This window comes from Micromonospora sp. NPDC000668 (assembly GCF_042897975.1).
Lineage (GTDB): Bacteria > Actinomycetota > Actinomycetes > Mycobacteriales > Micromonosporaceae > Micromonospora.
The window spans coordinates 776,083-796,815 of the sequence record NZ_JBIAYP010000001.1; the positions used below are offsets into that span (position 1 = coordinate 776,083).

Genomic DNA, 20,733 nt, shown 5'->3' on the forward strand with positions numbered 1-20,733 from the left:
GTCACTCTGTCACACATGAATATGGAAGGGGAAGCATCGCCCGTCGGGTGGGCCCGCTGGGGCACCACGAAGAACGCGCAGGTGCTGCCGGAATCCGCTTCGACGCTGTTGGCGCAGGTCCTCGAGCTGACACCCCCGCCGCCGGTCGTACCGCTGGCCGAGGTGGCGGTGCCGGACTGCGAGCTGGACGGCGCGGTCCTGGGCGCGTTGCGGCAGGCGCTGGGCGCCGGGCACGTGGTCACCACCCCTGACGCCCGGGCACGTCACGCGTCGGGCATGTCGACGCCGGACCTGCTCCGCCATCGACAGGGCCTGGTACGGACGGCCCCGCAGGCCGTGCTGCGCCCGGCCGACCACGCCGAGGTGGTGTCCATCCTCGACATCTGCTCCCGGTTCGGGGTAACCGTGGTCCCCTTCGGTGGTGGCACCTCGGTCGTGGGCGGGCTGACGCCGTCCGCAGAACGGCACGTCGCCGTCGACCTGAGTCGGCTGAGCAACGTCGTCGCCGTCGACCCGACGTCGCGGACCGCCACGCTGCAGGCAGGGCTACGCGCCCCTCGGGCCGCCGAGCTGCTCGCCGAGCACGGGTTCACCCTCGGCCACGTCCCGCAGTCCTACGAGTACGCCACGATCGGTGGGTTCGCCGCCACCCGGTCATCCGGCCAGGCGTCGGCTGGCTACGGCCGCTTCGACGACATGGTCATGGCGCTGACGGTCGCCACGCCCCGGGGCACCGTACGGGTCGGGCGCGCCCCCGCCTCGGCCGCCGGTCCCGATCTGCGGCAACTGTTCCTGGGCAGCGAGGGGACGCTCGGCGTCATCACCGACGTGACCGTCCGGATCCGACCAATACCGGCCCAGTCGCACTACGAGGGCTGGCAGTTCGAATCGTTCGCCGAGGGCCTGCATGCCGTGCGGCGGCTGGCACAGGACGGGCCGCGGCCCACGGTGCTGCGGCTGTCCGACGAGGTCGAGACGATGATCGGGGCGACCGGCGCCGGCCGCTCCGACGGCGGCTGCCAGCTGATCGCCGGGTACGAGGGCGCGGATGTCCGTTCCACCGTCGAAGCGACCGCCGCCGTGCTGGCGGCGCACGGCGGCGTGCCACTGGGCGAGGAGGCGGGCCAACAGTGGGCGCGGCACCGCTTCGACGCCCCGTACCTGCGGGACGCGCTGCTCGACGCGGGGGCGTTCGCGGAGACTCTGGAGACCGCGGCGTACTGGTCGGTGCTGCCGGAGGTGCACGACCGGGTGCGGCAGGCGATCCTCGCGGCCTTGCCGGACGGGGCGCTGGTGCTGGCACACGTGTCCCATGTCTACGAGACCGGCGCGTCTCTGTACTTCACGGTGATCTGCTCCCCCGGACCGGATCCGGTCGCCCGCTGGCGGAAGGCGAAGGCTGCGGCAAGCGACGCGATCGTGGCCGCGGGTGCCACGATCAGCCACCATCACGGTGTCGGCGCGGACCATCGGGCCTGGTACGCCGCCGAGATCGGCGACGTCGCCGTCGACCTGCTCCGGGCGGTCAAGCAGCAGCTGGACCCGGCCGGCATCCTCAATCCCGGCATCCTGGTGCCGTAGGTGCGGTCCTTCGCAGTGATCCTCGGGCCCACCGCACGCCGAGGACTGTCCCGCCTGATGCCGGTGGCCCATCGGCTCCGCGGCGCCGGCGCCCGGATCCGGGTCGAATACACGCAGACGGCCGAGCAGGCCCGCCAGCGCGCCACGGCGGCGCTGCACGGCGGTGAGGTTGTCGTCGCCGCCGGGGGCGACGGCACCATTGGCCTGCTCGCCGGAGCGGTCGCCGACACCGGCGGTCTGCTCGGCGTCATCCCCGCCGGTCGCGGTAACGACTTCGCCCGCCAGCTCGGGTTGCCGCACTCCCCCGAGGCGGTCGCGGACCTGCTGTTGCACGGACGACCACGGCACCTCGACGTCCTCCAGGTCGCGGGGCAGATCATCGTCGGCAGCGTCTATGTCGGCGTCGACGCGGCGGCCAACGAACTGGCCAACCGGTCACGTCTGCCCGCAGCGCTGGTGTATCCCACTGCCGGGCTGCGGGCACTGCTGCGCTGGCCGCGCACCCGGTACACGATCAGCGTCGACGGCCGGACCGAGCACCGGCACGCCTACACGGTGGTGATCGCCAACTGCGGGTACTACGGCGGTGGCCTGCACGTCGCCCCGGCGGCGCAGCCCGACGACGGGACCCTGGACGTCGTGGTGATCGGCCACGCCCCGAAGGTGCTGTTCCCGATAGCGCTGCGGCAGATGCGCACCGGCCGGCACGTACGGCGCGGGCACGTCTTCTCCTACCGTGGCACGTCGGTCACCGTGCGCGCCGACCGTCCGATGACCGTGTACGGCGACGGTGATCCCGTCGGTCGCGCCGACGAGGTAACCGTCGAGGTCCGCCCGCAGGCACTGCACGTCATCGCCGGCTAGGTCCCGTCAGGCCCCGGCTTCGGCATCCGGATCATGTCGGTGGTGAGCACCAGAATGGGTGGCATGAGTGACCAGGTGCAGTTGAGGGATGTCGAAGAAGCCGATCTGGAGGCGTTCCACCAACAGGAAAACGATCCCGAGTCGGTCCGTCGGTCGAGGTTCACCCCACGCGACCGGCCGACCTTCATGAAGCACTGGGCGACGAAGGTCCTCGGCGATCCCGGCGTCTTCGTGCAGACGGTGACCGTCGACGGTGCCACGGCCGGCAGCATCGTGGCCTGGTGGATCCAGGACCAACGGTTCATCGGCTACTGGCTCGACCGCCAGTACTGGGGTCGGGGTGTGGGGACCAAGGCGTTGCGGCTGTTCCTGGGCCGGGAGAAGACCCGGCCGCTCTACGCGGACCCGGTCGGCACGAACACCGGCTCGGTCCGCCTGCTGGAGAAGCTCGGCTTCCAGCAGATCGACACCGTGCGTCACGGAGAAGACGAGCACGTCCTGCTCATGCTGGCCAGTCACACCAGTGCGCCGATCGGACCTCAGGACCCGCGAGACAACCCCTAGCCCGGCTCCAGGTAGCCGTCGACCAACAGCGCCAACTCCCGGTCGAACTCGGCAACCGGCACGTCGTCCGCGACCGTGCGCACGGACAGCACGAAGGACTGCGTGGTCAGGAAGACCGCGCGTGCCATGACCTCGGGCCTGCCGGGCCGGACGGAGCCGTCCTCGTGCCCCGCGACCAGCGCCGCCATGAGGAACCGCAGCATCTCGTCCTGGCCGTTGCCCCGCCGGTCGAGAAGGTACGGGAGCAGCACCTCCGGATCGACGTCACGGATCTTGCACAGCAGCGGGTGTTCCCGTAGCTCCCGCGCCACCGCCACCACCCGCGACACCAGGCGGGACCGGCCCGAGCCGTCTGTCTCGGCGGCCGCGGCGGCCATCAGCACCTGATGCCACTCCCGGCTCATCAGGTCCCCGATCAGGGACTGCACGTCCGGCCAGCGCCGGTAGACGGTCATCCGCGACACGCTGGCGCGCCGCGCCACATCCGTCATCGTCGTGCGACGTACGCCGTAGGCCAGCACGCAGTCACGGGCAGCGTCGAGAACCGTGTCGTCGACGCTGCGCTCGCCGGACTGGCTCACCTCCACCACGCGGATTGTCTATCACAGGGGCGATGTGTCCAGAGCCATCCGTGCGTCATGACGGCCGCCCGCCGAATGCCCAGTTGTGCACCTCGATCTCGGCGTACCGGCCCGGGGTCAGGACGGCACGCGCTTTGTCCGGGTCCGGCGCCCGGACCAGCGCCGCCGTACCCAGCCAGGTGGTGTCGTCGTCAGACAGCAGCGGCCCGTACGCGATCAGCTCGTCCCGCTCGGGCGGCACGGCGAGATCGGCTGCCTGCCCCGCTCCGAGCCCGAGCACCAGGTACCGGCTGCCACCCGTCCGGCCTCCGGAGAAGTCCCACATGGTGCGGCCCAGCGTGTTGCGCCACCGGCGCAGCAGCACATCCCGGTACACGCCCGCCTGGTAGTTGGGCTCGTCGAAGGCGAACGCGCGGGCGGCGGCGGCATCGGGGAGGTCGATGATGTGCACGCTGCCGGTGGGCGTGTCACCGTCCTCGGCGAAGGTCGGGCCGCGCGCGATCATCTCTTCCGCGTACCGATCCATGTACGACCAGTGCTCCGCCAGCAGCTCGTCGCGCAGTGCCATGGAGTCGTGCCGGTCGCGGTGGTAACAGAAGAACTCCATGCCCCAAGTCTTGACCAGTGCCCGACAGCGATGCGTGTCGGGCCGCCATGGCGCTGTGGCAGCTCAGCGCACCGCGGCATCGGTACGAGGTTCGGGGCTTCCGACGTCCTGCAGATGGCGCAGCCCCTCCGCCCAGGAGCGGCCCAGACTGGTTTCGTGGTAGCTGATCTCGTGCTCGGCGCAGAACCGCTGGATCAATGGCCGGGCGCGGCCCAGGTTGGGGCACGGCATGCTCGGGAACAGGTGATGTTCGATCTGGTAGTTCAAGCCACCCAGAGCGGCGTCGAGGAGCCGCCCGCCACGGACGTTGCGGGAGGTGAGCACCTGCCGCCGCAGGTAGTCGAGGTTGTCGTCGGCGCCGAGGATCGGCATGCCCTTGTGGTTGGGGGCGAAGGAGCAGCCGAGGTAGAGGCCCAGCAGGCCCTGGTTGACGACGATGAACACGACCGCCTGCGCGGGGCTCAGGACCAGGAACACGGCGGCGAGGTAGCCGCCCACGTGCAGGGCCAGCAGCCCGGCTTCGGCGGGTCGACGCGCGAGGCGACGTGGGCTGAAGACGGCGCGGAGGCTGATGGCGTGCAGGTGCAGGCCCTCCAGCAGGAGCAGCGGGAAGAAGAGAAACGCCTGGTGACGGACGAACAGTGCGGCCAGGCCACGCCGTCGCCGGGCCTGGTCGGTGGTGAACGACAACGGCGCCACGGAGATGTCCGGGTCCTTGCCTTCGGTGTTCGGGTGGGCGTGGTGCCGGTTGTGCTTGTCCACCCACCAGCCGTAGCTGATCCCGGTCAGGAGGTTGCCGTGCACGATGCCGATCAGGTCGTTCGCCCGGCGCGAGTGGGCTATCTGCCGGTGTCCGGCATCGTGGCCGATGAACCCGGCCTGCGCGATGACCACCGCGAGTGCTACTGCCACTGCGAGCTGCCACCACGATTCGCCCAGTCGAGCGAACAGGACCCACAAGCCGGCGAAGGAGCCGACGACGAGGCCGATCCGCAGCGCGTAGTAGCCTGGCCGCCGATCGAGCAGACCCGCTGCGCGGACCTGCCGGGAAAGATCTGCGTAGTCGCTGCCCCGCTGGCGGTCGACGCCAAGATTGATGTCGCTCACTTTGCAGCTCCCGCTGGTCCCTGTCCGCCGGATCTCTCAGCGGCGTCGGCTCGACCAGCCGGTCAGGCGGGCCATGAGCTGTTGACTCTTCTGCTGCGTGCTGGGTTTGGCCGCCTGGCGGCCGGCTCCCGCTGGATCAGATTACGCCTCCGTGGATCGTTGAGCAGGCCGTTGAACAGCTTGCGCCGGAAGGGATTACGCGGATTACGCGGGACCGCGGGCCGGGCGCCGACGGCGAAGATCGATCTCCGCTTCGGGCCGAGCATTTGTCTAGCGCCGACCCTACATGCCTGACTAAAGTCAGCTATATGAGATCGGAGTTCGTCGCCGCGGTGCGGCGTTTCAACCGGACGGTCACCCAGCGAGTGGGGGCACTCGACGACGAATACATGGCCTCCGGACGCCCCCTCGCGCAGGCCCGGCTGCTGTGGGAGATCAGCCCCGACGGGGCCGAGGTGGCCGCGCTACGGGCCCGACTCGGGCTGGACTCGGGTTACCTCAGCCGGCTGCTGCGTGCCCTGGAAAACGACGGGCTCGTCACCGTCGGACCGGCCGACCAGCCCGGCGGCGACGCACGGGTACGGGCCGCCGCGCTCACCGGAGCCGGGCAGGCGGAGTGGGCCAAGCTCGACGAGCGCTCCGACGAGTTCGCCTCGGCTATCCTCGCACCGCTCACCGAGCCACACCGCGAACGGCTCGTCGCGGCGATGGCCCAGGTCGAGCGGCTGCTCATCGCGTCGATGGTGGTCATCGAGCCCTGCCCGCCGGGTGACCCCCGCGCCCGGGCGTGCGTGCGCGCCTACGCCCGGGACATCAACCGGCGGTTCGACGGCGGGTTCGATCCGGCGCTCAGCAACCCCGTCCACGACGAGGAGCTCATCCCGCCCGCCGGCGTGTTCCTACTCGCCACCCTCAACTCCGAGCCCGTCGGCTGCGGCGCGGTCAAACTCCACCCCGACGCACCCGCCGAGATCAAACGGGTCTGGGTGGCAGACACCGTGCGCGGGCTCGGCATCGGCCGGCGGATACTGCGCGACCTGGAGCGGTACGCCGGCGAGCGGGGCTGGACCACCGTCCGGCTGGACACGAATCGAAATCTCACCGAAGCGATCGCGATGTACCACGCGGCCGGGTACCAGGAGATCGAGCCGTACAACAACGAGCACTTCGCGCACCACTGGTTCGAAAAGAAGCTTGATGGGCCAGGGCAACCGGGAGAACAACCACCTCAGCGGACGAGCTCGAGGCGGGAATCACGCCGCGATCCGTGAACGTGCGCCGGCAACGGGTATCGCAGGTGACGCGACACCGGGACGCGGGCGCCGTCCGACGCCGTATGCGTCACCCGGTGCCGCCCGCTATCCGACCGGGAGGAACGATCATGAGAAAGACCGAGCTGGCCGACGGTGGCCGGCGGGTCGTGGTGGTCGCCGTGGACAAGGGTGAGGACGCGGTGGCCGCCATCCACCAGGCGGCAACCCAGAGCGATATCCGCGGCGCGCGGGTCACCGCTGTCGGCGGGTTCCACTCGGCCGAGGTGGGCTACTTCGACCGCGAGAGGCGTGACTACGTCCGCATCCCCGTGGACGAACAGGTCGAGGTCCTGTCTCTGCTGGGCGACATCGCGGATGACCGGGGCAAGATCGCCCTGCACGTGCACACCGTCCTCGGCCGCCGGGACGGCACGACCGTCGGCGGGCACCTCATGCGGGGTGAGGTCTGGCCGACGCTGGAGGTCATCCTCACCGAGGTTGGCGCCAGCCTCACCAAACAGGTTGATCCAGAGACCGGCCTCGCCCTGCTCCCGGCAACCACCTACGGGCCACCATCCGCTGCGTGAAATCGCACTGCCCGGTGCGGCGGCAGTTGCAGCGGTGGGGCGTCATGCCTCCGGCCTCAGCGCGCGGCGCCGCCCGGTCGACCCGGGGCGGTCCCGGAGGGCCGGTGACCGACGCGTGGAGCCCGTACCACCGAAGAGTTGCCCGATCCTGGGCGGAATTCCCGTGCCGCACTGGCCACCGTTTCGTCGGGATCACGCTCAAGTGCGTGCCGGATGTGCGCCGGGATGACCTCGGACTTCGCCATCGCCAGGCGGACCTGCACCGAACGGTCGTCAACCAGGAGTTCCAGATCCGCCTCGTCCAGCTCGACCGCACGGACCAGCGCGGCACGGACGTCGACCACGGGGTCCTGGGCGAGCGCGCGGCGCTGCTCGGCCGTGGTCCGCGGGTTGCGGGCGACCCCCTTGCGTACGCGTACGGTGCGATCGGCCAGCAGAGCGGTGATCACATCCGGGTCGTGGCTGTGGGTGGCGAGTCGTTCCCGTACCTCGGGTGAGACGTCGTCGATCAGCTTGGCGGCGAGATCAGGCTCCAGCTCCCGCGTCTCCGCGAGGAGACCACGAAGCTCCTTGTCGGGTGCCTCTGACATCACACGGCGAACGGACTCGTCACAAGCCGGGTTGCCGGCGACCGCCCAGCGGACCCACCGGTCGGCGTCCTTGACCAGTCGCAGGAGATTGGCGATCGAGGTCGAGGGGTTTCTCGCCACGGCCTCCCGGACGTCACGATCGGGGTCCCGGGTCAGCGGGCGCAGTGCCTGCGCGGGTGCGTCAATCCGGACCGCGACCGCCTTACGGACCACGGGCGACGGGTCGGACGCCAGGTCGAAAAGGGTCATCTGTGGCGTTGCGGGGTCCTGTGCGAGGGCGAGCCGCGCGTCGGCGCCACCACCGATCTCCCGGTAGGCGGTGGAACCTGACCCGTTGTGACGGTCGGGCCCGCCGACGTCCTGCTGCTTTGCCATGGGTCCAATCATGTCACGGGCTGACCGGGGGCAACGCGAGCCTGACCAGCGCCTCGATCTGGCCGAGGGAGTGCGTCAGCCGGTGGTGGGCTGGTCAGACCGCCGAGCATGACCTTGATCGCCTTCGCTCGGGCTACGTCGCTGTCGGCGCTGAGGGTCATCCTGCAGAAGGCGGCGATGTCCCCGGCGGTGATGCCGGGTCGGGCGGCCGAGACACCGGCGTGCCGACGACCGACCGGCCCAGCCGGGCAGTACGTCGACAGTGGACGTGGGTACGATGCCAGCGATCCACACAGGATGACATTTCTCGAGGGGAGCCTCGCATGGCTAGCCTGGAATCCGAACTCGCCGCGAAGCTTCAGCCCGACGTGCCGCACGCGGCACGGATCTGGAACTACTGGATGGGCGGCAAGGACAACTTCCAGTCCGACCGGGCGGCCGGTGACGGTGTGGCCGAGGTCTACCCGGAGATCGTCCTCATGGCGCAGCAGTCCCGCCGGTTCCTGGTGCGAGCCGTACGATTCCTGGCCGCCGAGGCCGGCATCCGCCAGTTCCTGGACATCGGCACCGGCCTGCCCACCATGCAGAACACCCACGCGGTCGCCCAGGAGGTCGCGCCCGAGTCGCGGATCGTCTACGTGGACAACGACCCGATGGTGCTCGTGCACGCCCGGGCACTGCTGGCCAACACGACCTCCGAGGGCGTCACCAACTACGTGCCCGCCGACTACCACGACCCCGAGAAGATTCTCACCGAGGCGGCGGCGACGCTGGACTTCAGCCAGCCCATCGCCGTGATGTACATGGGCGTGATGGGCTACGAGCCCGACATCAACGTCGTGCGCTCGATCGTCCAGCAGACGATGAACGCCACCGCCTCCGGCAGCCACCTGGTGCTGTGGGACGGCACCGACACCAGCCCGGCGGTGGTCTCCGGCGCTGCGCGGCTGGCCGAGAGCGGGGGTGTCCCGTACATCCTGCGCAGCCCCCAGGAGCTGGCGAGCTGCTTCGATGGGCTGACAATGGTGGAGCCCGGCCTGGTGCCGATCCCGCTGTGGCGGCCGGACGAGCCCGACGCACAGGCAATCGACGCGTATGGTGCGGTGGCCCGCAAGCCCTGACCGTTCACCTTCGGTCCGGGAGCCCGGGCCGGTCTCGCACCGGCCTGGGCCCGCCGGCAGGGTTTCCGTCGGGTCGATCTCCCTACCCGGGCAGGGAGATCGACCTGCGATTGATGTAGACGACCTGGGCGGCGAAGGCCAGCAGAGCCAACACGCTGCCGACGCCGATCGCGAGCCCGGACGACAACCCGGCAAGTCCGACCAACAGCGTGACCACGAGCCCCGCCAGCAGTGCGTTCACGGCACCGACCAACGCCGCCGTCGTCAGCAGCAACTGCGCTCGCCCGGGCGTGCTGCCAACCGCCGCCCAGGTCGCCTGCGTGGTGACCTCGCCCTGCACCGCGTCGGCGAAGAACTTGTGATCGCCGGCCAGTCGGCGGTGGTAGTAGGCCCGGATGCGTTGGATCCGCGCGAGATCCAGCTCGTTCTCCACCATGTTCTGCACGAGCCGCAGGAACGTGAGCATTCCGGTGATCACCAGCGTCGGCAGCACCGCCCCGAGGTACGGCCGGACGAGCGCGGCGTTACTGGCAACGAAGCCGAGCCCGATCAGCGCGGCAGAGAGCATGGACAGGAAGATCGTCGCCCGGCCCACCGACTCGGTGATGGTCGCGCTGCGCGAGGTCTGCAGCACGAAATGCTCGGTGGTGAGGGCGCTGAGCAACGCCTGTTCGCGTTCGCCGTCGTCCATGCACCTCACCGTCCGTGACTGACCGGGGTCATCGTCACGATACGAGCTTCGGGAACGGCCGGACGGAAAACCGACGGTCATGCGCGGGACATTGAGCATCGCCACCGCGACGCCGCCCGGCCGACCGAGACGCTGGGCCGACTCAGGAACTGGGCAACACCTGGTCAGTGGTGCTGGCCCCGGCGGAAGCGGTCGGCTCGCGCAGCGGAATGCCTCGCAGGTTGAGCACCATGACGAGGCCGACGCCGACGACCAGGGCGATATCAGCGACATTGCCGACAAAGAATCCGGCGTAGTCGATGAAGTCCACAACGTGTCCCCGGGCGAAACCCGGCTCGCGGAAGAGGCGGTCCAGCAGATGCGTCGCCGCACCGCCGAGCACCAACCCCAACGCCACCGCCCAGGGCCGCGAGGTGACCCGCCGCGCCACGACCGTCACCCCGACCACCGCCGCAGCCGCAGTGATCGAGAAGATCCAGGTGGACCCGGAGCCGATGGAGAAGGCGGCACCGGGGTTGTAGACCAGTCGCAGTTGCAGCAGGTCACCGACGACGGAGATGGTCTGGCCGGCGGACAGCGTGGACTGGACCCAGTACTTGGTGGCCTGGTCGGAGACGAGCACCAGGGCAGCGATCAACACAACGGCGCGGAACACACCGGAACAGTAACGGGTCGCCTCCAGAGCACACCAACGATGACCGTCAGGCGGTGGGGCGGTAGGTAGCGATGATCACGCCGGTTGTCGTCGGTACGGCCTCGACCAGTTCCAACGTGCCGTACGCGTCCTCACCCTCGGCGAACAGCTTCATCCCGGTGCCGAGCGTGAGTGGGTGGATCGACAGCGTGTAGACGTCGACCAGGCCGGCTCGGGCCAGCGACCGCACCAACTCGCCGCTGCCGAGCACGATCAGGTCGCCCTCGACGTCGCGCTTGAGCGTGGCCACGGCGTCGGCCGCGTCGCCTTCGAGCAGGGACGAGTTCTCCCAGGGCAGCGGCTCCGCCAGAGCGCGCGAGGCGACGTACTTGCGCCTCCGGTTGAGGACCTCGGTGTACGGGTTACCGTCGGTCTGCTTCGACCAGAAGCCGTAGAACTGCTCGTAGGTGCGGCGGCCGAAGAGCATCCCGCCACCCTCGCTCATGCCCTTGCCCATCGTCTCGGCCATGACCTGGTCGGCATACGGGCGGGCCCAGCCGCCGTACGGGAAGCCTCCCCGCGTGTCCTCGTCGGCCCCGCCCGGCGCCTGCATGACCCCGTCGAGTGTCACGTTCTGGACCACGACGACCTTGCCCATGGTGCTCTCCTCGCGTAAGCGGTCGGCCCTTCGCCGGCCTCTCACCAGCTACACGAACGACCCGCCCCCGGATCGACAACACCGGGAAAAGCCACCTTGCCCGCAACTGTTGCGTCGCTTCGACGGATCCTCCGCCCGGCCAGCCTTCTCCCGCTCCTGGCAGCGCAGCAGGTCGTGCCTCGCGCCCTACCTGGCGTCGGCGATCGCCGACGCGAACCAGCCGGTGATGGTGGTGGGGTGGGTGATCGCAGTGCCCACCACCACCGCCCAGGCGCCGGCCCGCAACGCCTGCGCCGCCTGCGCCGGTGTGTGGATCCGGCCCTCCGCGATCACCGGCACGTCGATCGCGGTGGCGAGCTGGGCGACCAGATCCAGGTCCGGACCGGGCTGCTTGCTGGTGTACGACGTGTAGCCGGCCAGGGTGGTGCCCACCAGGTCGGCGCCCGCCGCGGCGGCGGCGATTCCCTCGTCGAGGGTGGAGCAGTCGGCCATCACCATGGCTCCGGTCTGCTCGTGCAAGGCGGCGACGGTCTCGGTGAGGGACCGGCCGTCGGGCCGTGGTCGAGTGGTGCCGTCGAGCGCGACGATGTGCGCACCGGCCCGGGCGACGGCCAGCGCGTGGTCGAGCGTGGGAGTGATGAAGACGTCGTCGTCCCCGTCCTTCCACAGCCCGATCAGCGGGAGGTCGACCGCGTCCCGGATGGCCGCGATGTCCGCCAGGCCCTGGGCGCGGATGCCCGCGGCTCCGCCCTGGACGGCGGCGAGGGCGACCCGGCGCATCGTGTCCGGGTCGCGCATCGGCTCACCGGGATACGCCTGGCACGAGACGACCAGCCGGTGACGGAGCTGCGCGATCAGCGTGTTCATGCCAGGGCCTCCCAGGCCAGCGAGGCGGCACCGAGAAGTGGGGCGTGCGAACCGAGGGCCGAGGCCAGGACGGGCACGTCGTCCAAGCTGGGCAACGTCTCCCGCTTCACCGCGTCACGAAGTGCCTGCCACCAGAGCTCGCCCAGGCCGGTGACACCGCCACCGATCACGACCGCGTCGGGGTCGAGCATGTTGACCAACCCGCCGACGGCCGAGCCGACAGCGGCCCCGCCCAGCAGGATGATCTCTCTGGCCGTCTCGTCGCCGTCTTCGGCGAGTGCGGCCACGGACCGCAGGTCGTCGACCGGCTGACCGGTACGCCGCGCGTACTCGGTGGCGAGGCCGGGCCCGGAGGCGATCGCCTCCAGGTGGCCCTGTCCGCCGCAGGTGCAGCGCAGTGACCCGGCGTACGGGGAGGACTGGTGACCGGCGTGGCCGGACGCGGAGTGCGCGCCGGCGAGCACGGTGCCGCCGACGACGAACGAGGCGCCGATGCCGGTGCCGACGGCGATGAAGAGCACCGTTTCGCACCCGGCCGCGATGCCGTGGCGCGCCTCACCGAGGGCGTGCGCGTGCACGTCGTTGATGACCGTGACGCGCAGCCCCAGCCGCTGGTGCAGGGTGCCGCGCAGGTCCGTGCCGGCCCAGCCGGTCAGGACATCGGTGGCCGAGAGCACCCGGCCCGTCCGGCTGTCGATCACCCCGGCGCTGCCGACCCCGAGAGCCCGGACGGCCGTACCCGCCGACCTCGCCATCAGTTCGCTGACAAGGCCGGCAGCGGTGTCGAGTACGGCGGACGCCCCCGCCCTGCCCGGGGTCGCGGCGGTGACAAGGTCGACGACCTTCCCCTGCCTGGTCACGATGGCGGCCGCCGTCTTGGTGCCCCCGATGTCGAGCGCGGCGACCGCCTCGGCGGAGACCGCTCGGGGCTTGCTTGCCTCGGTCATGGTCAGAGGTGCCCCGCCAGTTCCAGCTGGGTACGCACGCGGGCCGTCTCGTCCGCGTCGAGCGGTCGCATGGGAAGTGACACCGCGTTGGTGGCGATGACACCGAGCAGGGCCAGCGCGGTCTTGAACGCGCCGACACCCCTGGTCGCTCCTGCCGACGTGCCGAGGTCGGCCGCGTCGACGATGCGGAACAGTCGAGTCAGGCGGTCCTGCTCACGGCGGGCGCGGTGGGTCCGCCGGCGGGACCATCAACGAGAGCAAGGCGATCGAGCGCAACACCGGGGCCGTCGTGCAGAACATGCGCCACAACGGCACCCGCAGCCGGTTCTACGCGACGTCCACCAACGGAGGCGCGACGTTCGGCCCGGCCACGGCCAGTGCCGTGCTGACCGATCCGCTGTGCAACGCCGACGAACTGTCCTACCTGCGCCCGTCGGAGCTGGGCACGAACGGTGCGCCGATCCGCACCCGCACCGCTCTGTTCAGCAACAACGCTCACCCGACCGCGCGCAATGACCTCACCGTCCGGCTGTCCACCGACGACGGCGTCAGCTGGCCGGCCCGGGCGCTGATCAAGCCGGGCGGCGCGGGCTACTCCACGATGGCCGTGCTGTCCAACGGACAGATCGGCAACCTGTACGAGGTCGGCAACACCGGCGGCATCCACTTCGCCCGATTCAGCCTCGACTGGGTCAAGGGGGCCTGAGAGCTGTGATATCTCGACGTGGTCTTCGCTGGCAGTGTCAGCGAAGACCACGTCCTGGTGTCACCAAGTGGCCGACCGGCCCTAAGCGGCCAACCGGCTCTGCACACGCGAGCGGCCGTACGCGGCAAGGGCGTGGAAGGCAGCCTTCGGCGTCCACGAGCCGTCCGGCAGCACCCGCACGATCCCGCGCGCGGCCAGGTCGAAGTCGCGCTCCGGGTCGTCGGTGGTCGGCAGGTGCCGGTTCGCGAACGTGTACACGAATGCCGCCTCCACCCCGCCGGCCTCGTAGTCGCGCAACAGGTCCACGACATAGCGGGCCTGGCCCTCCTCGTCGCGCTCCAGCAATGCGGTGAGCTTCGCGGCGCAGCCGTGCTCGTCGTACGTCACCGGCTCCGCCCCACCCGCGACGTCGGCCGCGCCGCGGAACGTGCAGCAGCCGAACTCGGTGGCGGCGTACGGCTTGCCCTGCCCCACCGCGGCCGCCAGGGTCTGCGGGAACGCCGCGGCGTTGGTCGCGTCGCGGTACCCGGCGTCGCTGGCGATGATGTCGAACGGCGCCCAGTCCACGGCCTCCAGCGGGATCGAGGCGTAGCCGACGGGCCCTCCGAACCGCTCCCGCACCGCAGGCACCGCCTCGGCGAGGAAGTCGCGCACCGCGGCGCGCGCGGCCGGGACCGCCTCCCGCATCCGCATCGGGTCGGTGAACAGCGCCATGCGCTCGGCCAGGTCGCGGCCGGGCAGGAAGCCGTCGGTGAACATGGCGATTTCGGAGCCGGTGAGGTACACGACCGACGCCCCGCTCTGCCGCAGCCGCTCGGCCCGCTCCGCGCCGTCGAGCACGAACGCCATGAGCCCGTCGCGGTCGAGGCCGTTGGTGAACGGGCAGTACCAGACCTCGAGCCCGGCCTCGGCGGCGAACCTCGCGGTCAGCTCGAGCCGGTCCTGGACCCCGCCGGTGATGCGCACCGCGTCGCAGTGCAACTCGTCGCGGATGACGCGCAGGTCGCGCCGCACGGTCTCGGGGTCGAACGGCTCGTGGGTCGTGGAACCCGCGCTCACGAAACCGGTGTCGTAGTTCATGCCGAAGACGCGCATCGGACGGCTCTCCTCGCTCTTAAGGTACGGCGCGTACCTTATAGGGTACGCGCAGTACCCTGCAAGACATGAGTACGAGGCGCCGGGGCGAGGAGCTGGAGCGGGCGATCCTGCACGCGGCGGCTGAGGAGTTGCGCGAGTCCGGCTACGCGGGGATGACCATGGACCGGGTCGCCGCCCGGGCCGGGACCAACAAGAACGCCATCTACCGCCGGTGGCCGCACCGGGCGGCGCTGGGCATCGCGGCGTACCGCCACCTGTCCGACGCCGTGCTACCGAACCCGGACACAGGCGCCCTGCGGGGCGACGCGCTGGAGATGCTGCGGCGGGCGAACGAGACGTGGTCGTCGCCGTACGGGGCGATCCTGCGCGGGTTGCTCGTCGCCGCGGCCGACGACCCCGAGCTGCTCACTCTCATGCGGGAGCGGTCCGGCGCGGACACCATGGACCGCGCCTGGCTGGCGATGCTGGAGCGCGCCGCAGCCCGAGGCGAGGCACCGGCCGCGGCCGTGCACCACCGGGTGGCGACGACGCCGATGATGCTGCTGCGCGCCGAGTACGCGATGCGCGGCATCCCCTCCGTGCCCGACGAGGTGCTGGTCGAGATCGTGGACGAGGTGTTCCTACCGCTCGTGCGCGGCCGCCACTGAACGTGCGCGGCGGCCGCGCGGAGGCTGGTCGGGGTGATACCGCTGCTGGCCGACCGCGTATCCGGACTCAGCCGGCCTTGGAGCGGAAGACCGGGTAGTAGCCGCCGGACTGACCGGCTGCGGTCGGGTGGTAGGAGATCCCGATGCTGGCGAAGTTGAGCGCGTGCAACCACTTCGTGCCGCCGCTGCACAGCTGGTGCCCGACGAACTGCGACTGGACGTCGGCGAAGGTGAACCCGGCGGCTGCGGCGGCAGTGCGGATGATGTCGTCCACCAGGTTGATGCCCTCGTTGATCTTCGTACGCGAGGTGACACTGAGCCCGACACACGTCGTGCCCAGCTGGTAGAAGACCGGGTAGCCGACGACCACCACCCGGGCCGAGGGCGCTCGGTTCCGGATTCCGGTGTAGACGTTGCGCAGCAGGGTGGGCAGGTCGGCCCGGGCCTTGTCCTCGGCAGCCTGCACGGCGGCCACGCAGTCGGTGGTGCCGTAGAGCACGCAGGTGGTCATGATGTTGGCAAAGCCGACGTCGTTGCCGCCGACCGTGACGCTGACCAGGGTCGTGGCGGCGCTGAGCGCGCCAAGCTGCGTGTTGATCACGCTGGTGGTGGTGGCGCCCGAGCAGGCGACCGAGCGGTACGACGCGGGCTGCACATTGGTGGCGTACAGCGCCGGATACGCCTTGGTGCTGCGCTGGCAGGAACCGCTCTCGGCGGTGTAGCTGCCGGCACCGACCCCGGAGGAGTAGGAGTCGCCGAGGGCGACGTAGTGGTCGCTGGGAGCGGCCTGGGCGGGCGCTGCCAGGGCGAGGGTGGCGCCCAGAGCCGTGACCAGGCTCAGGACGAGGGTTGCCAAACGGGATCTCCGCACGTTGCACTCCGGTGGTGTAGGAGGGTCGGTGGGAGATTGATATCACCTAATATTGATGCTGGAAAGATCCTTCCGGCAAGTTCCGTGGTTGCGGCAATTTCCGCCGGTGGTCGCAGGGGTCCAATGAGGACAGTCGCGGGCAACTCCCGCGGAACCGGTCGTCCAGAACGGCTCGGCCGCCCCTGCGAGGCGCCCATCGGGCGCGCCCGCCACCGCTCCGATCGGCACTCCGGCAGGATCCGTTGACCCCCGAGGAAGGTGGACCACCTCATGAACCACCCGCAGAACGAAAGGTTGAGCCGACGCCGCGTACTGGGCGGAGCAGCCGGACTGGCAGCGGGCGCCGCGGTCGTCGCGGCGGGGCTGCCGTCCGGCGCCGCCGCCGCTCCCCCGCGGACCGCGCCCGACGTCGCCCGCTGGCACCGGCAGGCGGCGCACGTGACCATCACCCGCGATGACTGGGGTATCCCGCACGTGGTCGGCAGGACCGACGCCGACGCGGTCTTCGGAATGATGTACGCCCAGGCCGAGGACGACTTCAACCGGATCGAGAGGAACTATCTGGTGAGCCTCGGCCGCCTCGCCGAGGCCGAGGGTGAGGGTGCGATCTGGCAGGACCTGCGCCAGCGGCTGTACGTCGACCCCGGAGCGCTGAAGAGGGACTACGCGCAGAGCCCGTCCTGGCTGCGCAAGCTGATGCAGGCCTGGGCCGACGGGCTGAACTACTACCTAGCGACACACCCCGAGGTGCAGCCACGTGTGCTCACGCGGTTCGAGCCGTGGATGCCGCTGAGCTTCTCCGAGGGCAGCATCGGTGGTGACATCGAGCGGGTGCCGCTCACCCAACTCGAAGCTTTCTACAGCAAGCGCACGGTGCCGATGACCGATGACGAGCGCGGTCTGCTGTTCCGCGAGCCCAGCGGCTCAAACGGCATGGCGATCGCGCCGAGCCACACGCGCAACGGTCACGCCCTGCTGCTGATCAACCCGCACACCAGCTTCTTCTTCCGCTCCGAGCAGCACGTGACGAGCCGGGAGGGGCTCAACGCCTATGGCGCGGCCACCTGGGGGCAGTTCTTCATCTACCAGGGCTTCAACCCGAACACCGGCTGGATGCACACGTCGAGCGGCGTCGACAACGTCGACGAGTTCGCCGAGACGATCGTGACCCGGGCGGACGGCCGACACTCCTACCGCTACGGCAACGCGCTGCGGCCGGTGACGACGAAGACGATCACGCTGTCGTATCGCACGACGGATGGCGGGCGGGCTCGGCGTAGCTTCACCACCTTCGCCACGCACCACGGCCCGATCGTCCGGGAGGCGGACGGCAGGTGGATCGCGTTCGCGCTGATGAACAAGCCGGTCGAGGCGCTGCAGCAGAGCTTCCTGCGCACCAAGACGCGGGACTACGCGGACTTCATCCAAGTGGCGGGCCTCAAGGCCAACAGCTCGAACAACACGCTCTTCGCGGACTCGAAGGGTGAGATCGCCTTCCTGGTGCCGCAGTTCATGCCGCGCCGCGACGATCGCTTCGACTACCGCAAGCCCGTCGACGGCAGCGACCCGGCGACGGATTGGCGCGGACTGCACAGCCTCCGGAGCCTTCCGCAGGCGGTGAACCCGAGGAACGGCTGGGCGTTCAACGCCAACAACTGGCCCTGGACCGCGGCCGGCCCGGACAGCCCGGACGCCGCCGACTATCCGCGCTACTTCGACCAGGCCGGCGAGAACCCCCGTGGACCGCAGGCGATCCGGGTGCTCACCGCGCGCGACGACTTCACCCCGCAGACGCTCATCGCTGCCGCCTTCGACACCTACCTCACCGCCTTCGCCCGACTCGTGCCCGGGCTGATCGCGGCATGGGACAGGCTGCCCGGGGGCAACCAGCAGAAGGCGGCGCTCGCCGACCCGATCGGCCTGCTACGCGGCTGGGACTACCGCTGGAGCGCGCAATCGACCGCGACGTCGCTGGCCGTGTTCTGGGGCGAGGCGCTCTGGGCGCCGCTGGCCCAGGCGGCGAGAGACGCGGGCATGTCGATGTGGGACTACCTGGCCGAGCGCGCCACCGATGCGCAGCGACTCACCGCGCTCGAAGCGGCGACGCAGCGGCTGACGCAGGATTTCGGCAACTGGCAGGTGCCCTGGGGCGAGATCAACCGCTTCCAGCGCAACGACGGCGCGATCGTCCAGACGTTCGACGACGCCAAGCCGAGCAGGCCGGTGCCCTTCACCTCCGCGCAGTGGGGCTCGCTCGCCTCCTTCGGGGCGAGGCGCTACCCGGGAACGAAGCGCTACTACGGCACCAGCGGCAACAGCTTCGTGGCGGTCGTGGAGTTCGGCCCGAGGCTGCGCGCCTGGGCCGTGACGGCGGGGGGCGCGAGCGGCCACCCGGACTCGCCGCACTTCAACGACCAGGTCGAACGCTACGCGAGCGGCAACCTCCGCCCCGTCTACTTCTATCCGGAGGACCTCAGGGGCCATGTCGAGCGAAGCTACCGGCCGGGTAGGTGATCACTCGCCCACAGTCAGGTCGTCGACGCCGTCGCGTGCCCAGGCCGGCCATCCGGTCGGGCACGCCTCGGCGCCGGCTGCCTACTCCTCCGGGATGCCCGGCCCGACCTCGCCACGCCTCAGGTGCTCGGCGTTGCGGTCGGCTTCGCTGTTGGCGTGCGCCGCCCCGGCGCCCGGGTCTCTGGTTCGGCGTCCTTCGGCGTCCTGATACACCTCGCCGCTTTCGAGTGCATCCTCCTGCTGCCGCCGGCTCTGCTCAGGTGTGGTCACAACGCCCAGTTACCCTGCACCCACAGCAGCAAACGGCAAGATCCAGACTATCCTCCGGGCCATGACCTCGATTCCACCCGATCGGCGCGGCGTCGAATCGGCCCTGGACCCCTCCACGGAGCAGATCCGGGACATGGTGGCCCGATCCGTCGACTGGGTAACCGCCCACCACGACTCGATCCGTGACCTGCCCATCGCCCCGCGCACCTCCGCCGCCGCGCTGAAGGAGACGCTCGCCGAGCCCCTGCCCGTCGAGGGCCGTGACTTCGCCGACCTGCTCAGGGTCTTCCGTGAGGTGGTCGTGCCCGGCACCCGGCACAACGGGCATCCCCGCTTCTTCGGGTACGTCTCGGCGCCGGGCACCGCCGTCGCCTCGGTGGCCGACTTCCTCGCGTCGGCGCTGAATGCCAACCTCACCGCGTGGCGGTCGGCACCGGCTCCCGCCGAACTGGAGCATGTGGCCATCGACTGGATCAAGGAGGCCCTCGGCTGCGACCCCGGTGCCGGAGGCCTGTTCATGAGCGGCGGTTCGATGGCGAACTTCACCGCGCTCGCCGCCGCCCGACACCGGCACTGCGGTGACACGGTCGCCACCCACGGGGCGGCCGCCCACCCGGCGCCGCTACGCGTCTACGCCTCCACCGAGACCCACCACTCGATCCACAAGGCCGCCGCGCTGCTCGGCATCGGGCGGGCGAACGTCCGCGACATCCCGGTGGACGCCCGTTTCCGGATGGACGTCGACGCCCTCGTCCGCGCCATCGAGGAGGACCGGGCCGCCGGGGCGGAACCGCTCTGCGTGGTGGCGAACGCCGGCACCGTCGTCACCGGCGCGGTCGACCCGCTCGCCGACATCGCAGCGGTCGCGCGGGAGTACGGGCTGTGGATGCACGTCGATGCCTGCTATGGCGGCTTCGCGCGGCTCTCCCCCACGGCCCGTCCGCTCTTCGACGGCCTGTCCGAGGCCGACTCGATCGCCCTCGACCCGCACAAGTGGCTCTACCTGCCCGCGGACTGCGGCTGTCTCATCTACCGCGACCCCGAGGCGGCGCGGCCCGCCTTCAGCCTGGACGCCGACTACACCCGGGTCACGCAGACCGAACCGGCCGAGGCCTTCGCCTTCTGGGACTACGGCCCCGATCTGTCCCGACGATTCCGGGCACTCAAGGTCTGGATGACGCTGGCGCACGCCGGTTCGCGAGCTGTCGGCGACGCGATCGAGAGCAACCTCGACTGTGCCCGGCACCTGGCCGAACTCGTCGAGGGCAGCGCCGACTTCGAGCTCCTCGCCCCGGTCGAACTCTCCATCTTCTGCTTCCGCTACCTGCCGCCGAACGCACGGGCCGGCTCACGGTCGCGCACCGAAGAGGAGCAGCTCGACCGCCTCAACGAACGGATCATGCTGGCAGTCCAGCAGGCCGGCAGCTCGTACCTGTCGAACGCCACCGTCAACGGCCGCTTCGCGCTGCGCGGCTGCGTGCTCAACTACCGCACCACGCGGCGCGACATGGAGATCCTGCTCGACGACGTACGCCGCGCCGCCGAGCAGGTGGTCGAGAAGACCCCTGAAGACTCGACGGACGCGGCGTAACGCGCGTCA

At 70.4% G+C, this 20,733-nt stretch carries 22 protein-coding genes; 10 read left to right on the forward strand and 12 right to left on the reverse strand.

Features of this window, described 5'->3' with window-relative positions; translation table 11 throughout:
* Positions 1-15: 15 nt before the first annotated feature.
* The 3 genes from ACFY29_RS03520 to ACFY29_RS03530 all read left to right on the forward strand — a co-directional run bounded on the left by ACFY29_RS03520 (position 16) and on the right by ACFY29_RS03530 (position 3,009).
* Positions 16-1,581, forward strand: a complete 1,566-nt coding sequence (locus ACFY29_RS03520; RefSeq protein WP_386983081.1) for an FAD-binding oxidoreductase — start codon at positions 16-18, stop codon at positions 1,579-1,581.
* Positions 1,582-2,445 (forward strand): diacylglycerol/lipid kinase family protein, encoded by an 864-nt coding sequence (locus ACFY29_RS03525; RefSeq protein WP_386983083.1) that lies wholly within the window; start codon positions 1,582-1,584, stop codon positions 2,443-2,445.
* Positions 2,446-2,508: 63 nt separating this feature from the next.
* On the forward strand, positions 2,509-3,009 hold the full coding sequence (locus tag ACFY29_RS03530) for a GNAT family N-acetyltransferase (protein ID WP_386983085.1): 501 nt from the start codon (positions 2,509-2,511) through the stop codon (positions 3,007-3,009).
* On the opposite strand, the gene ACFY29_RS03535 is transcribed toward ACFY29_RS03530, so the two are convergent.
* From ACFY29_RS03535 to ACFY29_RS03545, 3 genes are all read right to left on the reverse strand, one after another.
* Positions 3,006-3,599: a TetR/AcrR family transcriptional regulator gene (locus ACFY29_RS03535; protein WP_386983087.1), complete on the reverse strand. Its 594-nt coding sequence runs from the start codon at positions 3,597-3,599 to the stop codon at positions 3,006-3,008. The two genes, ACFY29_RS03530 and ACFY29_RS03535, sit on opposite strands and share 4 nt — an antisense overlap.
* Before the next feature lie 46 nt (positions 3,600-3,645).
* Positions 3,646-4,197 (reverse strand): YciI family protein, encoded by a 552-nt coding sequence (locus ACFY29_RS03540; RefSeq protein ID WP_386983088.1) that lies wholly within the window; start codon positions 4,195-4,197, stop codon positions 3,646-3,648.
* 63 nt (positions 4,198-4,260) lie between these two features.
* Positions 4,261-5,304 (reverse strand): fatty acid desaturase family protein, encoded by a 1,044-nt coding sequence (locus tag ACFY29_RS03545; RefSeq protein ID WP_386983090.1) that lies wholly within the window; start codon positions 5,302-5,304, stop codon positions 4,261-4,263.
* A gap of 308 nt (positions 5,305-5,612) precedes the next feature.
* Between ACFY29_RS03545 and ACFY29_RS03550 the strand changes: the two genes are divergently transcribed.
* Positions 5,613-6,575 (forward strand): GNAT family N-acetyltransferase, encoded by a 963-nt coding sequence (locus ACFY29_RS03550; RefSeq protein ID WP_386983092.1) that lies wholly within the window; start codon positions 5,613-5,615, stop codon positions 6,573-6,575.
* Positions 6,576-6,685: 110 nt separating this feature from the next.
* Positions 6,686-7,144 (forward strand): PPC domain-containing DNA-binding protein, encoded by a 459-nt coding sequence (locus ACFY29_RS03555; RefSeq protein WP_328418012.1) that lies wholly within the window; start codon positions 6,686-6,688, stop codon positions 7,142-7,144.
* Positions 7,145-7,200: 56 nt separating this feature from the next.
* Here ACFY29_RS03555 and ACFY29_RS03560 read toward each other — a convergent pair whose 3' ends face one another.
* On the reverse strand, positions 7,201-8,109 hold the full coding sequence (locus tag ACFY29_RS03560) for a hypothetical protein (protein ID WP_386983094.1): 909 nt from the start codon (positions 8,107-8,109) through the stop codon (positions 7,201-7,203).
* Positions 8,110-8,432: 323 nt separating this feature from the next.
* Between ACFY29_RS03560 and ACFY29_RS03565 the strand changes: the two genes are divergently transcribed.
* Complete coding sequence (locus tag ACFY29_RS03565; protein ID WP_386983096.1) at positions 8,433-9,230, forward strand: SAM-dependent methyltransferase; 798 nt, start codon at positions 8,433-8,435, stop codon at positions 9,228-9,230.
* An 82-nt stretch (positions 9,231-9,312) separates the two neighbouring features.
* On the opposite strand, the gene ACFY29_RS03570 is transcribed toward ACFY29_RS03565, so the two are convergent.
* The 5 genes from ACFY29_RS03570 to ACFY29_RS03590 all read right to left on the reverse strand — a co-directional run bounded on the left by ACFY29_RS03570 (position 9,313) and on the right by ACFY29_RS03590 (position 13,027).
* Positions 9,313-9,921 (reverse strand): hypothetical protein, encoded by a 609-nt coding sequence (locus ACFY29_RS03570; protein WP_386983098.1) that lies wholly within the window; start codon positions 9,919-9,921, stop codon positions 9,313-9,315.
* Positions 9,922-10,063: 142 nt separating this feature from the next.
* Positions 10,064-10,576, reverse strand: coding sequence for a signal peptidase II (lspA, locus tag ACFY29_RS03575; protein WP_386983100.1), 513 nt, complete (start codon positions 10,574-10,576; stop codon positions 10,064-10,066).
* Positions 10,577-10,622: 46 nt separating this feature from the next.
* On the reverse strand, positions 10,623-11,213 hold the full coding sequence (locus tag ACFY29_RS03580) for a dihydrofolate reductase family protein (protein ID WP_328418022.1): 591 nt from the start codon (positions 11,211-11,213) through the stop codon (positions 10,623-10,625).
* A gap of 186 nt (positions 11,214-11,399) precedes the next feature.
* Positions 11,400-12,080, reverse strand: coding sequence for an N-acetylmannosamine-6-phosphate 2-epimerase (locus ACFY29_RS03585; RefSeq protein ID WP_386983103.1), 681 nt, complete (start codon positions 12,078-12,080; stop codon positions 11,400-11,402).
* Positions 12,077-13,027 carry an ROK family protein gene (locus tag ACFY29_RS03590; protein WP_386983105.1) on the reverse strand — a complete coding sequence of 317 codons (951 nt, stop codon included), beginning with the start codon at positions 13,025-13,027 and terminating at the stop codon, positions 12,077-12,079. The genes ACFY29_RS03585 and ACFY29_RS03590 overlap by 4 nt, the downstream gene beginning before the upstream one ends.
* Positions 13,028-13,292: 265 nt before the next feature.
* Between ACFY29_RS03590 and ACFY29_RS03595 the strand changes: the two genes are divergently transcribed.
* Complete coding sequence (locus ACFY29_RS03595; RefSeq protein WP_386984617.1) at positions 13,293-13,733, forward strand: exo-alpha-sialidase; 441 nt, start codon at positions 13,293-13,295, stop codon at positions 13,731-13,733.
* A gap of 81 nt (positions 13,734-13,814) precedes the next feature.
* On the opposite strand, the gene ACFY29_RS03600 is transcribed toward ACFY29_RS03595, so the two are convergent.
* Positions 13,815-14,828 (reverse strand): hypothetical protein, encoded by a 1,014-nt coding sequence (locus ACFY29_RS03600; RefSeq protein ID WP_386983107.1) that lies wholly within the window; start codon positions 14,826-14,828, stop codon positions 13,815-13,817.
* Positions 14,829-14,896: 68 nt separating this feature from the next.
* Here ACFY29_RS03600 and ACFY29_RS03605 point away from each other — a divergent pair, with 68 nt between their 5' ends.
* Positions 14,897-15,478 (forward strand): TetR/AcrR family transcriptional regulator, encoded by a 582-nt coding sequence (locus ACFY29_RS03605; RefSeq protein WP_386983109.1) that lies wholly within the window; start codon positions 14,897-14,899, stop codon positions 15,476-15,478.
* Between the two features lie 67 nt (positions 15,479-15,545).
* On the opposite strand, the gene ACFY29_RS03610 is transcribed toward ACFY29_RS03605, so the two are convergent.
* Complete coding sequence (locus ACFY29_RS03610; RefSeq protein WP_386983110.1) at positions 15,546-16,334, reverse strand: SGNH/GDSL hydrolase family protein; 789 nt, start codon at positions 16,332-16,334, stop codon at positions 15,546-15,548.
* Positions 16,335-16,619: 285 nt separating this feature from the next.
* Here ACFY29_RS03610 and ACFY29_RS03615 point away from each other — a divergent pair, with 285 nt between their 5' ends.
* Positions 16,620-18,863, forward strand: a complete 2,244-nt coding sequence (locus ACFY29_RS03615; protein WP_386983112.1) for a penicillin acylase family protein — start codon at positions 16,620-16,622, stop codon at positions 18,861-18,863.
* A gap of 81 nt (positions 18,864-18,944) precedes the next feature.
* Here the strand turns inward: ACFY29_RS03615 and ACFY29_RS03620 are convergent, their stop codons facing one another.
* Entirely contained in the window at positions 18,945-19,133 is a 189-nt protein-coding gene (locus ACFY29_RS03620; RefSeq protein WP_355603931.1) for a ribonuclease, read from the reverse strand.
* 61 nt (positions 19,134-19,194) lie between these two features.
* On the opposite strand from ACFY29_RS03620, the gene ACFY29_RS03625 reads away from it, so the two are divergent.
* A complete protein-coding gene (locus ACFY29_RS03625; protein ID WP_386983115.1) occupies positions 19,195-20,724 on the forward strand; it encodes a pyridoxal phosphate-dependent decarboxylase family protein in 1,530 nt (509 codons plus the stop codon).
* Positions 20,725-20,733 lie beyond the last annotated feature (9 nt).